The 15,256-nt window shown below is 68.6% G+C and carries 14 protein-coding genes; 6 read left to right on the forward strand and 8 right to left on the reverse strand.

What is annotated here, in order from left to right:
* Nucleotides 1–10: 10 nt before the first annotated feature.
* Entirely contained in the window at nt 11–1,984 is a 1,974-nt protein-coding gene (locus AWC24_RS07995; protein ID WP_085083692.1) for an acyl-CoA dehydrogenase family protein, read from the reverse strand.
* A gap of 52 nt (nt 1,985–2,036) precedes the next feature.
* On the opposite strand from AWC24_RS07995, the gene AWC24_RS08000 reads away from it, so the two are divergent.
* The 3 genes from AWC24_RS08000 to AWC24_RS08010 all read left to right on the forward strand — a co-directional run bounded on the left by AWC24_RS08000 (nt 2,037) and on the right by AWC24_RS08010 (nt 4,793).
* A complete protein-coding gene (locus AWC24_RS08000; RefSeq protein ID WP_085083694.1) occupies nt 2,037–3,173 on the forward strand; it encodes an esterase-like activity of phytase family protein in 1,137 nt (378 codons plus the stop codon).
* 253 nt (nt 3,174–3,426) lie between these two features.
* The gene (locus AWC24_RS08005) at nt 3,427–4,116 is read left to right on the forward strand and encodes a TetR family transcriptional regulator (protein ID WP_085083696.1); all 690 of its coding nucleotides are present in this window, start codon (nt 3,427–3,429) and stop codon (nt 4,114–4,116) included.
* Complete coding sequence (locus AWC24_RS08010; RefSeq protein WP_085083698.1) at nt 4,116–4,793, forward strand: TetR family transcriptional regulator; 678 nt, start codon at nt 4,116–4,118, stop codon at nt 4,791–4,793. Before AWC24_RS08005 ends, AWC24_RS08010 begins: the two co-directional genes overlap by 1 nt.
* Nucleotides 4,794–4,797: 4 nt before the next feature.
* Here the strand turns inward: AWC24_RS08010 and AWC24_RS08015 are convergent, their stop codons facing one another.
* From AWC24_RS08015 to AWC24_RS08025, 3 genes are all read right to left on the reverse strand, one after another.
* Complete coding sequence (locus AWC24_RS08015; protein ID WP_109560367.1) at nt 4,798–5,163, reverse strand: PAS domain-containing protein; 366 nt, start codon at nt 5,161–5,163, stop codon at nt 4,798–4,800.
* A 418-nt stretch (nt 5,164–5,581) separates the two neighbouring features.
* A complete protein-coding gene (locus AWC24_RS08020) occupies nt 5,582–7,390 on the reverse strand; it encodes a sensor domain-containing phosphodiesterase (protein ID WP_085083806.1) in 1,809 nt (602 codons plus the stop codon).
* 183 nt (nt 7,391–7,573) lie between these two features.
* Entirely contained in the window at nt 7,574–8,023 is a 450-nt protein-coding gene (locus AWC24_RS08025) for a MarR family winged helix-turn-helix transcriptional regulator (RefSeq protein ID WP_085083702.1), read from the reverse strand.
* Between the two features lie 136 nt (nt 8,024–8,159).
* Between AWC24_RS08025 and AWC24_RS08030 the strand changes: the two genes are divergently transcribed.
* From AWC24_RS08030 to AWC24_RS23485, 3 genes are all read left to right on the forward strand, one after another.
* Nucleotides 8,160–10,166, forward strand: a complete 2,007-nt coding sequence (locus AWC24_RS08030) for a DUF2232 domain-containing protein (RefSeq protein ID WP_085083808.1) — start codon at nt 8,160–8,162, stop codon at nt 10,164–10,166.
* Entirely contained in the window at nt 10,163–10,972 is an 810-nt protein-coding gene (locus AWC24_RS08035) for a CbiQ family ECF transporter T component (RefSeq protein ID WP_085083704.1), read from the forward strand. The genes AWC24_RS08030 and AWC24_RS08035 overlap by 4 nt, the downstream gene beginning before the upstream one ends.
* Before the next feature lie 154 nt (nt 10,973–11,126).
* The gene (locus tag AWC24_RS23485) at nt 11,127–11,219 is read left to right on the forward strand and encodes a DivIVA domain-containing protein (RefSeq protein ID WP_085083810.1); all 93 of its coding nucleotides are present in this window, start codon (nt 11,127–11,129) and stop codon (nt 11,217–11,219) included.
* Here the strand turns inward: AWC24_RS23485 and AWC24_RS08045 are convergent, their stop codons facing one another.
* From AWC24_RS08045 to AWC24_RS08060, 4 genes are read right to left on the reverse strand one after another with little or no spacing between them, the layout of a single operon-like run.
* The gene (locus AWC24_RS08045) at nt 11,220–12,551 is read right to left on the reverse strand and encodes an ABC transporter substrate-binding protein (protein ID WP_085083706.1); all 1,332 of its coding nucleotides are present in this window, start codon (nt 12,549–12,551) and stop codon (nt 11,220–11,222) included.
* Entirely contained in the window at nt 12,548–13,360 is an 813-nt protein-coding gene (locus AWC24_RS08050) for a carbohydrate ABC transporter permease (protein ID WP_085083708.1), read from the reverse strand. Before AWC24_RS08050 ends, AWC24_RS08045 begins: the two co-directional genes overlap by 4 nt.
* Nucleotides 13,347–14,216 carry a carbohydrate ABC transporter permease gene (locus AWC24_RS08055; RefSeq protein ID WP_085083710.1) on the reverse strand — a complete coding sequence of 290 codons (870 nt, stop codon included), beginning with the start codon at nt 14,214–14,216 and terminating at the stop codon, nt 13,347–13,349. The genes AWC24_RS08050 and AWC24_RS08055 overlap by 14 nt, the downstream gene beginning before the upstream one ends.
* A 26-nt stretch (nt 14,217–14,242) precedes the next feature.
* The gene (locus tag AWC24_RS08060) at nt 14,243–15,250 is read right to left on the reverse strand and encodes a DUF2804 family protein (protein ID WP_163705357.1); all 1,008 of its coding nucleotides are present in this window, start codon (nt 15,248–15,250) and stop codon (nt 14,243–14,245) included.
* Nucleotides 15,251–15,256: the final 6 nt, after the last annotated feature.

Genomic DNA, 15,256 nt, shown 5'->3' on the forward strand with positions numbered 1-15,256 from the left:
TCCTGACAGCCTATAAAGCCGACTGTCCGGGTGATTCACCGGCGGGCGGTACCGACAAGTGTTCCGGATGCAGCATCTCGGCGTATCGCAGCTGCTCGGGGATGCCGAACCCGTCGACGAGGGTCTCGGCGTGCGGCCGCAACTTCCGGCAGCGGTCGTTGATGCCGCGGGTCACCGCCTTGGCCCGCTCGGTGGACAGGTAGCGGTGCTCGATGTACCACGCCTTGTCCTCCCCGATGACGCTGAGCGCGTACAGGTCGCACACCAGCTCCAGCAGCTCGCGGGCCTCGGGGTCCGGGCAGGATTCGATGCCGGCGACGAAGGCTTCCAGCACCACCCGGTCGATGTGGGCGGCCGCGGCGTGCAGCATGTGGTCCTGGACGGCGTTGAAGGCGTCGAAGTCGCTCATCTCCTCGGACTTGGCCCGCAACCGGCGTGCTACCGACGTCAGCAGATACTCTTCGCGGTCGGTGAACATGTGCAGCTGGGTGCCCCGGTTGAACAGGCTGCCTTCTTCCTCGCTGTCTTGCCGGGCGTCGACGAACGTCTGGATGATCGTCTCCGCAGCGGTACGTTTCAGCACCCGGTCGCTGACGGTCTCGGCGGCGAACCGCACCCAGTCGACCGGGCTCATACCAGCGATGTCGTCGGCGTAGGCGGTCAGCAGTTGCTTGGCCACCAGCTGGGTCAGCACGTGGTTGTCGCCCTCGAAGGTGGTGAACACGTCGGTGTCGGCGCGCAACGCGATCAGCCTGTTCTCGGCCATGTAGCCCGCGCCTCCGCAGGCTTCACGCGCCTCCTGGATCGCCCGGGACGCGTGCCAGGTGTTGACGGCCTTCAGCCCAGCCGCCCGCGCCTCCAACTCCCGCTGCTCTTCGGGGTCAGGATCGTCGGCGGTCTGCAGGTCATGGCATTTGCCCACCAGTTCGTTCTGGGCGAACTGCAGCGCGTACGACCGGGCGATCAGCGGCAGCAGCCGGCGCTGGTGCACGAGGTAATCCATGATGAGCACCTCGTGCTCGGCACCGTCATCGCTGGGCGCGCTGAACTGCCTGCGCTGCAAGGCGTATCGAGTGGCGATGTCCAGCGCGACGCGGGCGGCCGCACCCGCGCTCCCGCCCACCGAGACCCGGCCCCGGATCAGGGTGCCGATCATGGTGAAGAACCGCCGGCCGTCGCTTTCGATCGATGACCGATAACTGCCGTCGGGATCGACATCGGCGTACCTGTTCAACAGGTTCTCGCGCGGAACCCGGACCTGATCGAAGACGATGCGACCGTTGTCCACCCCGGGCAGCCCACCCTTGTAGTGACAGTCCGAGGTGGTGACGCCGGGCAGGTCGTCACCTTCGGAATCCCTGATCGGCACCAGGAAGCAGTGCACGCCGTGACCCAGCGGCTCCTCGCCTGGGCCCGCGGTTCTCAACTGGGCGAAAACCGCGGCGATGGTGGCGGTTTCGGCTGCGCCGCCGATGTAGTCCTTGCGCGCCGGGCCGGTCGCCGAGTCGATGACGAACTCCTCGGTCGCCGGGTCGTAGACGGCGGTGGTCTCCAGCGCCTGCACGTCGCTGCCGTGGCCGGTCTCGGTCATCGCGAAGCAGCCCAGCAGGTCGAGGTCGATGATCTGCTGGACGTAGGCGCGGTGGTGCCGCTCGGTGCCCAGGTTCTCCACGGCGCCGCCGAACAACCCCCACTGCACTCCGGCCTTGACCATCAGCGACAGATCCGACATCGCCAGCATCTCGATCATGCTGACCGCCGCGCCGACATCACCGGTTCCGCCGTGTTCCTTGCGGAAGCTGTCGGCGGCCACACCGGTGCCGGCCATGATCCTGAGCTGTTCGGCGACCTTGGCGCGCGCGATCACCGTGTTCGGCGTGTAGTGCGGACGGAATTTCTCATCGGACAGGGTGGCCCGGACCCGGTTCTTCACCGCGCGCCAGCGGCCATCCAAGGTGTCACGGAGAGCTGCGGAGGTGGTCATCCCTGCACGGTAGCCGGGCGGGGCGGCCGGTAAACCGGGTTTAAATTACGGTGTGCGTTGGAAGCTGGGCCGGCTGTTGCCGCTGTGTTGGGTACTCGTCGCCGGCTGCGCACCGTGCGAGGCCCCGGTCGCGGTACCGGGATTGGAATACCTCGGCCAGACCCGACTGGCGCCGAGCACCGTATTCGCCGGAACGACGGTCGGCGGCCTGTCCGGGATCAGTTACGACCCCGGGCGGGACTGCTACTACGTCATCAGTGACGACCGGTCGGCCAGCGGGCCGGCCAGGTTCTACACGGTACGGCTGTCGGTGTCCGATCGCGGCATCGATGCCGCGGCGATCATGGGCGTCCACCCGCTGCTGGACGAGCACGGGCGGCCGTTCGAGCCGCGGTCCTTCGACAGTTCGCCGCCGGTCGTGCCACCGGACCCCGAAGGCATCGCGTTCGACAGCGGCCGGCAGCGGCTGTATTGGTCGTCGGAGGGGGAGCGGCGCACCGACGGGCCGCGTGGTCCGGTGCTGGCCGACCCGTGGGTCAGAATCGCCGCGCTCGACGGCGGCTACCTCGGCCGATTGGCCATGCCGGCGGAATCGACGATGTCGGCGCAGCGCACCGGCCCCCGCCGCAACACGACGCTCGAGGGGCTGACCCTGAGCCCGGACGGCGGGTCGCTGTTCGCCGCGATGGAGGGGCCCGGCTATGACGACGGCGCCCTGCCGGACCAGACGCACGGTGCGCTGACCCGCGTCACCGCGTACCGGATCGACTCCGGCGCCGACTCGGCCGCACCGGTCGCCCAATACGCCTATCCGCTGGAACCGGCTACGGCACCCGCCGAGACCAACGGTCTGACCGACTTGGTGGCGTTGTCGGACACCGCGTTCCTGGTGATCGAGCGGGCGTTCAGCGTGCGCCCGACGGTACGGCTGTTCCGGGCCGAAATCGGCGGCGCCACCGATGTGTTGGGGATGCCGGCCCTGGCCGGCGCCGCCGTGACTCCGATGGCCAAGACGTTGGTGGCCGATCTTTCCACCACGCCCGGCCTGGAGTCGCTGGACAACATCGAGGGGATCACGCTGGGTCCCAGACTGCCCGACGGGCGGCAAACTCTGGTGCTGGTCAGTGACGACAACTTCTCGCCGCGCCAGGTGACACAGTTCGTGGTGTTGGCGATGCCCGCGCGCTGAGTCGATGCGGCGATGCGCCGGCGTGGGATCGCCCGGGCCGGCGACGGCGCGCCCGCGCGGGCACTATCATCGGGGCAGGCCGGCTACCTGGGAGACTGAAAATAACCCGACAGCCCCTAATTGATATTTTCCGAATGCCGGCTGTCGTTATTGACGCTCACGGGTATCGAAAAGGTTAAATTTGCACATTCCCCTGATAGCGTTAGCGCAATGCGGTACGGCTGCCGGTCAGTGACGAAGCTGAGATCGCGCGTTGGCTGAATCCACCGACCGGCGCGCCGATGCGACGCGCCAGCAGATCATTCGCGCCGCTGCGCACCAGTTCGCCCAGCGGCCCTATCACGATGTCGGCCTTGACGATATCCTCACCGAAGCGGAATTGACCAAGGGTGCCATGTATTTCCATTTCCGCTCCAAGCATGCGCTCGCACTTGCCGTCATCGACGAACAACTCGCCAGAGCCGGAGCGGCCGTACAGTCGCTGGTCGACCGGAAGCTCTCCGGCCTGGAAACCCTGATCGACGTCGGCTATCTGATGGCGGTCGAGGACATCTGTCGCGACACCGCGCGTGCAGTGCTGCATCTGCTTCCGGTCGTCGGTCGTGGCGAGGGCCTGCAGACCACGGTGCTCAACAATGCGGTTCAAGCGCTGAGCGTGGTGGCCGAGCGTGCGGTCGCCGAAGGGGACATCGTCGACAGGGAACCGCAGGATCTGGCGCGAATGCTGGTGGCGCTGTATCTGGGGTTGCGGCAGGCGGGCGATCTCGACGACCCCGAACAGTTCCTGCGGCAGATCGAGCAGGGCTTCGTGGTCGTGCTGCCCGGAATGGTGCCGAACGACCGGATCGACTATTTCCTCCAGTTCATCCGACGGCGCACCGCGCTGGCCGTCAAGACCGCGTCGGCAAACCCCGTTGCGGCCGACGACGACCGGGCCGGCTGATGGCACGCCAGGTTCGCTCCGAAGCGACCCGACGGAAGCTGCTGGACGCGGCCATCGACGTCTTCGGCGAGGTGGGCTATGTCGCCGCCGGCCGAACCGCGATCATCGAGCGGGCGGGAGTGACCAAAGGCGCCCTGTACCACCACTTCGATTCGATGGAATCACTGGTGATGGCCATCATCGAGGGTGGATTCAGCACCATGCTGAGCACCTTCCGGAGCATGTGCCAACCGTCGTCGCCCGCGTTGGAGGGCATGATCCACGGCATGTTCGCCGTCACCGCGGTATTGGCCGTCGACAAGGAGGCGCGTGCGGCGGGCCATCTGGTTTTCGCGCTGTCCGAATCCAACAAACTCGGCGGTGACGTCGCCGAAGAATGGGCGGCGGCGGTGGCGGCCCAGACCGCGCGCGCGATCGGCGAGGGGGATTTGCGCGAGGGCCTCGATCCGGTCCAGGTCGCCGAACCGATCACCGGCGCGATGCTCGGGACCTGGCTGCTGTCGAGCTCCGAGGACGGCATCGCCCGCCTGACCCGGATGTGGGAGATGCTGTTGCCCGCGATCGTGGCGGCGGACTCGCTGGCGTACTTTCAGCAATTCCTGGCCCGCGAGGCGCTGCGTCACCAGGCCGAGCCCGGTCCGGTAGCCGGTGGCGAGGACTCAGCCGCCCTCGACTGAGGTGCTATCGCTCATCCGTCCACAGTTGCTCGGTGAGGTCTTGGAAGGTGGCGAGCGCAACCCGGTCGTCAGCGCGTTCGAGCGCCGACTTGCTCATCAGCGCCCGCACGGTTGAACCGTCCCGATGTTCCAGGGACACAACCAGATTGGCCAATGAGTGCATCACCGTCAACGCGGACTCCTCAGCGGGCGGCACTTCGCCGAAGATCTGCCGGAACTCCAGGTCCAGCACCTCTTCCTGGGTGTAGCCCAGCATGCCGGCGAAGCCGGTGTTGGCGAACAAGATGGTGCCGTCGTCGGCGATCGCGAGCACCGGCACCGGAATCCGCTCGAGCGCGACCAGGGCCGGCAACTGCCGCAGCGTCTCCATCGGGGTCTGGGGGGTTTGCGCGTTTCGACGTCGCTCCATGCATCTGATTATGACGGGCGGGGTCCTGCTCGCGGGCGTCCTTGCCGGTCCCGGCGAGGACGGCGGACCCAGCTGACCCACCGCGCGACACATCAGTCCTAACGACCGGTCTCGTAGAGTTTGGACATCATACGAAAGGTATGTACTATCTCCAGTTATGCGAGGGATCGGTTTGCAAGGCGAGGGTGTGCGACAGCGCGCGCCGCGGCCGGCGCCGGTGAGTTCCTCCCACAGCTTCGCCCGGGGCACCTCGAGGGGTCCGCACCGCCGATTGCCGCCGTACGCCGAGACGCGCTGGTGCACCGCACCGGCTGCAGAGCTCGCCGGTAGGCAGCCGGGGGTGCGGTTGTGTGCCGCGTTTTACCGGGCGTTGTTCTTTTCAGATCACCAGAGCCTGGCTGTCGGCCAGGAAAGGCATGGCCATCCAGCGCGACGCCAGCATTGATTCGGCGGCGGAGCCGGGCACCGGGCGCGAGAACAGGAAGCCCTGAGCGCGGTGGCATCCGTGCCGCATCAGGGTGAGCGCGGCCGCTGACGTCTCCACGCCCTCGGCGACCACCTGCAGTCCGAATGCCTCGGCGAGCGCGATGATCGCCCGCACGATCGCCAGATCGCCCGCGTTGACGCCCAATTCCCGCACGAACACGGTATCGATCTTCAGCGTGTCGACCGGCAGATCCTTGAGGTGCGACAGGACGGCGTAGCCGGTGCCGAAGTCGTCGATGGCGATCTGAACGCCGGCCTCGCGCAGCTCGGCCAGGGTGCGCCGGGTGGTCTCGATGTTCTGCACCACCGCGCGCTCGGTGATCTCCAGGCACAACGACCCCGGCCGCAGGCCGAACTCCTCGACGGTGTCCACCACGTTCTGAACGAATCCGCGGGCGGCCAGCTGCACCGGGGACACGTTGACGCGCAATGTGGCGTTGGTCCGGACACCGTTGGCCTGCCACGAGCTGAATTCCGCGCACGCACTGCGCATCACCCACCGGCCCAGGTCGTCGGCCAGGTTGGCCGATTCGGCGATGCTGATGAACGAGCCGGGCAGCAACAACCCGCGGGTCGGATGCCGCCACCGGACTAGCGCCTCGACCGCCACGATCGCCCCGCTCCACAGGTCGACCTCGGGCTGGTAGTACAGCAGCAACGACTCGTCGTCGATCTTGCCCTGCAGATGCAGTTCGATGTCCTTGCGGAACAAGCTCTTCAGGGACATGTCGTCGGTGGAGCTGACGGTCTGGTTGCCACCACCGCGTTTGGCGGCCAGCACCGCCTCGTCGGCGCGGTGCAACAGTCCGGCACTGGTGTCCTCGCCGGGCAGGCCGACCGTCACGCCCACACTGACCGTGCTGGTGACGGTGTGGCCCTGGATCTCCACCTTGTCGCGCAGCGCGCCCTGCAGCCGGTCGGCGAAGGTCTCGGCGCTGGCCATCGACATCGGCCAGTCCGGGATGACGACGAACTCGTCACCGCCGATCCGGGCCGTCATGGTGCGGTTCCCGGCATATGTCCGGAGACGCCGGGCGAAGTCCTGGATGAACCAGTCACCGGCGGCGTGGCCGAGATAGTCGTTGATCGGCTTGAGCCGGTCGAGGTCGATGTAGAACACGCCGACCGGGCCGGGGTTGCCCGCGACCAGCCGGTCCGACAGATGAGCGACCAGCGCGCGCCGGTTGTGCAGCCCGGTCAGGTCGTCGTGGTCGGCCAGGTAGCGCAGCCGCTCCTCGGCGACCACCCGCGCCTGCAACTGCGCGAACAGCGACGCGATCGCTTCGATCGTGTTGAGTTCCTCCGGCCGCCACTTGGGTCGGCGGAACTTGACCAGGCCGAGCATGCCGGTGGTCACCGGCCCCGAGATCAGCGGTGCGGTGGCCACCGACAGTGACTCGATCGCGTGATCCATCGCCATCTGGCGCACGTAGCCCGACTCGGAGGGCTCCGGCCGGATGACCGCCACCCGCTTACCGTGCGCGCAGGTGGTGAAGACCGGATCGGCGGTGGTGAACGAGACGACCGCCAACGGATCGGGATCGGGCGGAGCGGTACGCGGCGGCCACTCCGCCACCAGCTTGGACGCCCGGATCTCGTGGTCGTTGTGGCGCAGGAACCCGGCGTCGACGTTGAGCTGCTCCACCAGCGTCTGCAGCACCCGCTCGCTGACGGCGGGCGCCGTGGCCGGCGTGGTGGCCATCAGCTGGGCGGCGATCGAAGTGACCAGCGCCAATCTATCCGCCACGATGTCCTTCCCCCGAAGACCGGCAGCCCCGTGCGGCAGCCAACCGGGCCGCAGCAGGCCTGGGCTCGCGTCGGGTTGATGTCGCAGTGAGCATATTCCGAAACCGCTCAGGCTGGAACATCTCAGCTGAACCGGCGGCTAGCGGCCCGGTCTGGGCGGAGCGGTGTCGGCCAGGAAACGACGTAGCACCTCGACGGCCTCGGTGAGCGTCCGGCGGTCTTCGGCGGACAGTCGGTCCAGCTCCGGGTCGATCGCCGAGGCCCTGTCGCGGCGAACCTGGTCCAGGGTCTGCACACCCTTTTCGGTGATCCCGATCAGCACCGCGCGGGCGTCCAGCGGATCCGGGGTGCGGGTGGTCAGGCCGGCGTCCTCGAGCCGGCGCACCTGGGTGGTCATCGTCGGCTGGGAGCAGTGGTCGACCGCGGCCAACTCGGAGATACGGGCCTCGTCCAGATCCTCGATGGTGGACAGCAGCCGAGCCTGGGCGCCGGGGATCGGCAGGGCGACCCGCTGGGTGGCCACGCGGTTGAGGCGGGCGACGACGCTGAGCAGATCGGCTCCCAGGCTGATGTGGGCGGGGGCTGCCATCGCGCGAGTATGGCACAAGAGTGGACAGAAGTGGATCATCTCGGTCGGCCGCGTATCGGGGGCTCTCCGGATCGGCTGGCAGAATCGACGAGTGACGAAGACCGGCCAGGGTGGTAGCCGAAAGCGGGCGCGGTCGATGCGACCCGTCGAGATCGCGCAGGCCGCGGTGATGGCGGCACTGTGCGCGGCGACGGCGATCATCGCGGTCGTGGTGCCCTTTGCCGGCGGATTGGCACTGCTCGGGACGGTGCCGATGGGCCTGCTGGCCTACCGCCACCGGTTCCGGGTGTTGACCGCCGCCACGGTGGCCGCCGCGACCATCGCCTTCCTGATCGCCGGGATGGGTGGCTTCATGACGGTGGTGAACTGCGCCTATATCGGCGGGCTGACCGGCGTCATCAAACGCCACCGCCGCGGCCTGCCGACCGTGATCGTGGCCTCGGCGGTAGCCGGCGGCATCTTCGGAGCCGCGGCTGTGGCGGCGTTGACCGTCCTGTCGCGGCTGCGCCACCTGATCTTCGATGCGATCACAGCCAATGTGCACGGCGTCGCCGCCGCGATGGACAAGGTCCCGCTGCCGGAATTCCAGCGGGCCGCGGCGGACCTCACCGGCCTGCTGGGCGTGCTGCTGCGTTACTGGCAGTGGCTGCTGCTGGTGCAGTCGACGATCAGCGTGATGATCGTCTCGCTGCTCGGCTGGTGGGCGTTGTCGCGGGTGCTCGACCGGCTGCGCGGCGTGCCCGACGTGCACAAGCTGGACTTGCCGGCCGAGAGCGGGCCGGTAGCGCCGGTCCCGGTGCGGCTGAATCAGGTGCGCTTCCGCTACCCGCAGACCAGCCACGACGCCCTGGGACCGGTGAGCCTGGACGTTCAAGCGGGTGAACACGTCGCTGTCACCGGGGCCAACGGGTCGGGCAAGACCACCCTGATGCTGTTGCTGGCCGGGCGTGCTCCCACCGCAGGCACCGTCGAGCGCCCCGGAGCGGTGGGGTTGGGCGCGCCCGGCGGCACCGCGGTCGTGATGCAGCATCCCGAGAGTCAGGTACTGGGCACCCGGGTCGCCGACGACGTGGTGTGGGGCCTGCCCGCGGGGACCACCACCGACATCGACCGGCTCCTCGGCGAGGTCGGTCTGGCCGGTTTCGCCGAGCGCGACACCGGCGGATTGTCCGGCGGTGAGCTGCAACGCCTGGCGGTGGCCGCGGCGCTGGCCCGCGAACCGGCGCTGCTGATCGCCGACGAGGTCACCAGCATGGTCGACCCGAAGGGGCGTGAGGTTCTGCTGACGGTGCTCTCGGGGCTCGCAGGGCCGGCAGCACGGCACAGTACCGCGCTGGTACACATCACCCACTACAACGACGAGGTCGGCAGCGCCGACCGGGTCATCGATCTGTCCGGCTCGCGTGACAACACCGCCATGGTCGAGACCGCCGAGGTCCCTGCCGCGGCGTCGGGTCGCGCCGTGCCCGGCCGCAGTGGCCGCCCGGTACTCGAACTGGCCGGTGTCGGACACGAATACGGCAGCGGCACCCCGTGGGCCAAGACCGCGCTGCGTGAGATCAGTTTCACCGTCGACAACGGCGACGGCCTGCTGATCCACGGCGGCAACGGCTCCGGCAAGTCGACGTTGGCCTGGATCATGGCCGGACTGACCACCCCGACCACCGGCCGCTGCCTGCTCGGTGGGCGACCGGCCGACGAACAGGTGGGCGCGGTGGCACTGTCGTTCCAGGCGGCCCGGCTGCAGTTGATGCGCAGCCACGTGGGACTGGAGGTGGCGTCGGCGGCCGGCTTCTCACCGCACGACCATGCCCGGGTCAGCGCCGCGCTGGCGGCCGTCGGTTTGGATGCGGCCCTGGCGGGCCGGCGCATCGACCAACTCAGCGGCGGCCAGATGCGTCGCCTGGTGCTGGCGGGCTTGCTGGCCCGCTCGCCGCGGGCCCTGATCCTCGACGAGCCGCTCGCCGGACTGGACGCCACCAGCCGGCTGGGCCTGTTGCGACTGCTGGAGGACCTGCGGCGTGAGACCGGCCTGACCGTGGTGGTCATCTCGCACGACTTCGCCGGGCTGGGGGAGCTATGCCCCCGGACCCTGCACCTGCAAGACGGTGTGCTGGTGCCGGCGCCGGCGGGTGCGGCATGATCGGGGAGGCACGCCGAAACCCGCGTCCGGTGGTGTTGTTGCGCCCGGTCCCCGGGAACTCCGCCGTGCACCGGTTGTGGGCGGGAACCAAACTGATCGTCGTCTTCGGTATCTCGGTACTGCTGACCTTCTATCCGGGCTGGGTGCCGATCGGGGCGGTGGGGCTGTTGGTGTTCGCCGCAGCCCGGGTGGCCCGCATACCGCGGGGCGCCCTGCCGTCGGTGCCGCGCTGGTTGTGGGTGTTGCTGGTGGTCGGCGGTGCCACCGCCGCCATGGCCGGCGGCGACCCGGCCGGCCTGGGCGGACTGCTGAATTTCCTGCGGATCACCGCGCTGTCGATCGTGCTGCTGGGCTTGGGTGCGATGGTGTCGTGGACCACCAACGTCGCCGAAATCGCGCCTGCGGTAGCCACCCTCGGCCGGCCGTTGCGGCTGCTGCGCATTCCGGTCGACGAGTGGGCTGTGGCGCTGGCGCTCGCGCTGCGGGCCTTCCCGATGCTCATCGACGAGTTCCGCGTGCTCTACGCCGCTCGCGGGCTGCGCCCCAAGACGCGGCCGCGCACCCGCCGGGAACGTCGGCGCCGCTGGGCGCGCGAGGCGATCGACCTGATCACCGCGGCCATCACCGTCACGCTGCGCCGGGCGGACGAGATGGGCGATGCGATCACCGCTCGGGGTGGCATCGGCCAGATCTCGGCGTCGCCGGCGCGGCCGAAGCTGGCCGATGCGGTGGCGCTGGCACTGGTCGCGGTGACGTGCGGTGTGTCGCTGGCCCTCGAACTGACGGTGCTGACCACCGCGGGGTAGTTCTCGCGCGGACCTCCCTCCTCCCGTCCGCCGCGAGATTGCACTCACGCAGGTGATTTCGCGAATTTTCCTGCATGGCTGCAATCTCGCGCAGTAGGTACGGGAAGGGCCTCACCCCGGACGAGGTTGAGGCCATGGCGTTTCCAGGCGGCCGCTGGGGAGGCGCGGCTACAACGAAGAGCAGGTCCAGGTGTTTCTGCAGCGCATCGCCGCGGAACTGCGGCAGCGCGTCGCCGAGCCAGAGTAGTTACCGTCGGGCTGCGGTGTTGCCGGCCTCTTGAGCCCGGCGCAGCGTGGCGGCGACGTCGGTGCGACCGAGGAACATCTCGTCGAAATACGGCTTGATCGCCTGGTTGCCCGCCGGGAAGCCCGCACCCCCACCGGGAGCCGGGATACGCGGTCCGTCCAGCACGGCGAAGAACGGGGTGACGTCCACCCCGCGGCGTGCCCAGTGATCGAAGTAGACCTGCTGCGCGCTGAGCACAGCCGGAATCGCCGCCCCCTGCCGGCCCAGGTATTCATTTCCTTCACGAGCTCCGAGCCAGCCCAACACGTCTTGCACCGCCTGCGGGTGCGGGGAGGCGGCGTTGCCGACCGCGGCGATGCCGTTGGTGACGCTGACCCGGCCGGCCGGGCCCGCCGGCAACATCGCCACCCCCCAAGCGAAGGCGGCCTGCTCGGCGACCGCGGCCAGGTTGTAGGTGCCGGACTGGAACAGTGCCATCTTGCCGGCCAGGAACTGGTTGCGGGAGAAGTCGTTGTTGGTGTTGGTCTCCGACGCCGGCGGGGCGACGTGATCGTCGTTGATCAACCGCACCAGGTATTCGAAGGCGGCCACCGCCGCCGGGTTGTCGAAGGCGAACTCGTCACCGCGCTGGAACACCCCGCCCGCCGAGCCGATGTAGTTCAGGTAGATGCCCTGCGGATCGTTTGCGGCGTTGTAGCCCCACTGCCGGATGCGGCGGTCGTCGAATCCGGGGTTGTCGGCGCTGCGCCCGGCGACATCACGGGTGAGTGTGGTCAGCAGGGGCCGCAGCGTATCGTCGGTGCCGTGCGGGTCCCACCGCAGCCGCACCAACCCGGCGGGATCGACTCCGGCCGCGGCGAGCAGTTCGGCGTTGTAGTACACCGCGATACCGGCGTCGGTGAGCTGCGGCACCCCCCACAGCGTCCCGTCCCGGGTGAACTGGGTGACCACCGACGGATCCCAATCCGCTTTGTCGGCATCGATTTTCAGCAGCCGCCCGTTGTCGGCGTACCCGGCGAGGTAGGCATTCGAGAGCCAGAAGATGTCGTCGGCGCCGCCGCCGGCCACATCGGTGCGCAGGGTGTCGAAGTAGGAGGCGTAGGAGACCACGTTGACGCGCACCTCGATGTCGGGGCGGGTGCGGTGGAACGCGGCGAACGACTGCCGGTAGGCCCCGGCGACCTGTTCGTCCCACAGTCGCACCGTCACCACCGTCGCGGCGCCGGCAGATCGCGTCGAGGCGTCATCGAGCAGCACCGCCGCGACGCCGAGTAGTGCGGCGAGTGCGGCCACCGCCCCGGCGAACAGCGTGGAGAACCGCGGCCGGCTCACTTGACCCCCGTCACGACGATCGATTGCACGATCCGCCGCTGGAACGCCACAAACAGCACGATCAGCGGAATCATCGCCACCGTGGTCGCCGCCATCACCAGCGTCCACTGCGCGTTGTAGCGGGACTGCAGTGCCGCGGTGGCCACCGTGAGCACCCGCCACTTGTCGCCGCTGGTGATCACCAGCGGCCACATGAAGTTGTTCCACTGCGAGACCACGGTGATCAGCCCGAGGGTCACCAGGATCGGCCTGCTGGCCGGCACCATCACGTGCACGATCACGTCGAGGGTGTTCGCCCCGTCGAGGCGTGCGGCGTTCACCAGGTCAGCAGGTACCGCACGAAAGTACTGGCGCAGTAGGAAGATCGCATACGGGGAACCGAACACAAACGGCAACACCAGCGCCCAGAAGGTGTTCCGCAGACCCAGTTGCGCCATCATCAGGTACAGCGGCACCACCGTCACGGTCGCCGGCACCATCAGCGTCGCGACGTAGACCCAGAACAAGGCGTCACGGCCGGGGAACTCCAGCCGCGCGAACGCATAGGCCGCCAACACCGAGAACGTCAGCTGCCCGAGCACGATCACCGCCGTCACCAGCGTGGTGACCGCGGCCGCCCGCCCGAACCCGGCGCCACCCAGGTCGGCGTAGTTGTCAAGGGTCGGCGGGTCGGGCCACGCCAGCGGGGTGCCCGTGGCGAATTGGCGTGCCGGGGTGAACGACGTCAACAGCCCGAGTCCGAAGGGAGCCAGCGTGATCAGCGCACCGAGGGTCAGCAGTGCGTAGACGCCCGCGTTACGTGAGGTCATAGCTGACCCGCCGGCCGAACGAAAGCTGCTGAACCACCGTCACCCCCACCAATACGGTGAACAACACCAGCGCCATCACCGCGGCCCGCCCGATCGCCGCCGCCCCGAACGCCTCGTCATAGATGCGGTGCGCGATCAGGTCGGTGCGCCCGCTGGGCCCGCCGCCGGTCAGGGCATACACCGTGTCGAACACCTGCGCCGCACTGACCACGCCGGTGACCAGGACGAAGAACATGGTCGGCCGCAGCATCGGCAAAGTCACCCGCCAGAACCGCTGCCAGCCGTTCGCCCCGTCGATGCGTGCCGCCGACAGCACCTGGGCGGGAATGGCCAGGATGCCGGCCAGGAAGAACAGCGCGACGTAGCCCACGTTGGTCCACACCACCACCGCCGACGTCACCGGCAACGCCAGCCCGGGATCGGTCAGCCACTCCACCCGGTGCCCCAGTACGGTGCTCACCGCGCCGTCGGTGGGGCTCAGAATCCAGCGCCACAGCACCGCGATCGCCAGCGGCGCGCAGATCCACGGCAGCACGTAGACGGTGCGAAACGCTCCGCTGCCCGGCAATTCGCGGGCCAGCAACACCGCCACGCCCAGCCCCAGCAGGGTTTGCAGCGGCACCACGATCGCCACGAACAACACCGTCACCGCAAGGGAATTGCCGAACACCGGATCGGTCAGCACCGATCGCCAGTTGTCGGCGCCCACATAGCTGATCGGCCCCAGTAGATCCCAGCTCTGAAGACTGAGCCACACCACCACCAGGATCGGCAGCAACAGGAACGCCACCACGCCGAACAGGCTGGGGGCCAGCAGCGCGTAACCGAGCACGGTGGATCTGCGAGCGCGGCGCATAGGTGTATTAAAGCGGCTGCGGCAAGTCAAAAGCGGGTCTTCATCCGCTCAAGAACTCCGGGAACGTCGACGAAGGAGAAGGACTCGCCGGCCAACGATGTCACGGTGCCGCGGTAGGTCCCGGCGAGCTGCCAGTAGTCGACCGCGGCCGCGACCAGGTTGACCTTGACCGCTTTGCGTCCGGCGGGTGTGAACGTCACCTCCAGCCGGCGATCGCGGTCACAGACGTTCGCGCTGGACAGCGGAGCATCGGAGGCGAAGTCGAACTGAACGCCGGCGAGCGGCTCGACGCCGCCGGGAACCCAGTTGGACGACTCGTCGTCATCGTCGCTGAGCTCGGTCCGGTCGACGAAGTTGGAGCCGACCACACCGCCGGGCATGCGGACCGCGAAAGTCCCCCACGTCCAGGACGTCGCATACGGGAACTGCGAACGGTGCTCGTCGAGGATGGCGAAATCGCGTGCCGGCTCGAACTCGTAGGTCCGGTCACCGACGGTGACCGTCCCCTCGACGGGCAACGGTTGCTTGAACGTGTAGTAGTCGATCGCCGGGGCGAGCTTCGCGCTGAGGCTCAGCGGCGGTGCGGCCCCCTGCACATCCAGCCGCAGTGCCCCGGTGATCGCAGGCCCGCGCTGGTCTGCCGCGCAGTCGATTCGCACCGCCACGGTGTCGGCATCGAAGTCGTATTCGAGCAGATAGCCACGCTTGGCGACCCGGCAGCGGCCGCCGCGCAGTAGCTCGTCGGGCAGGTCCAGGCTGCCGCCCCGGAACCGGGTGCTCTTCTCCACCAGCACACCGGCCGCGTCGCGGACGAACAGCTCCGAGGACGCCAGATACTTCACGTCCTGCATGATCATCGCGCCCGACATCTCGGGGTGGATCAGCGCGAAGCCGATCCACTCCTTGAGCCGGAACCGGTGCCAGCGGCGCGACCAGCCGCGGTGGGCGTCGACCGGGTTGGTGACCGCGACCCGCTGGGCGAACCGGCCGTACCGCCGAACACCGCCTTCAACCAGCCGCTGCGGCGCGCTCACGCGGTG

The sequence above is a fragment of the Mycolicibacter senuensis genome, from assembly GCF_002101885.1.
Lineage (GTDB): Bacteria > Actinomycetota > Actinomycetes > Mycobacteriales > Mycobacteriaceae > Mycobacterium > Mycobacterium senuense.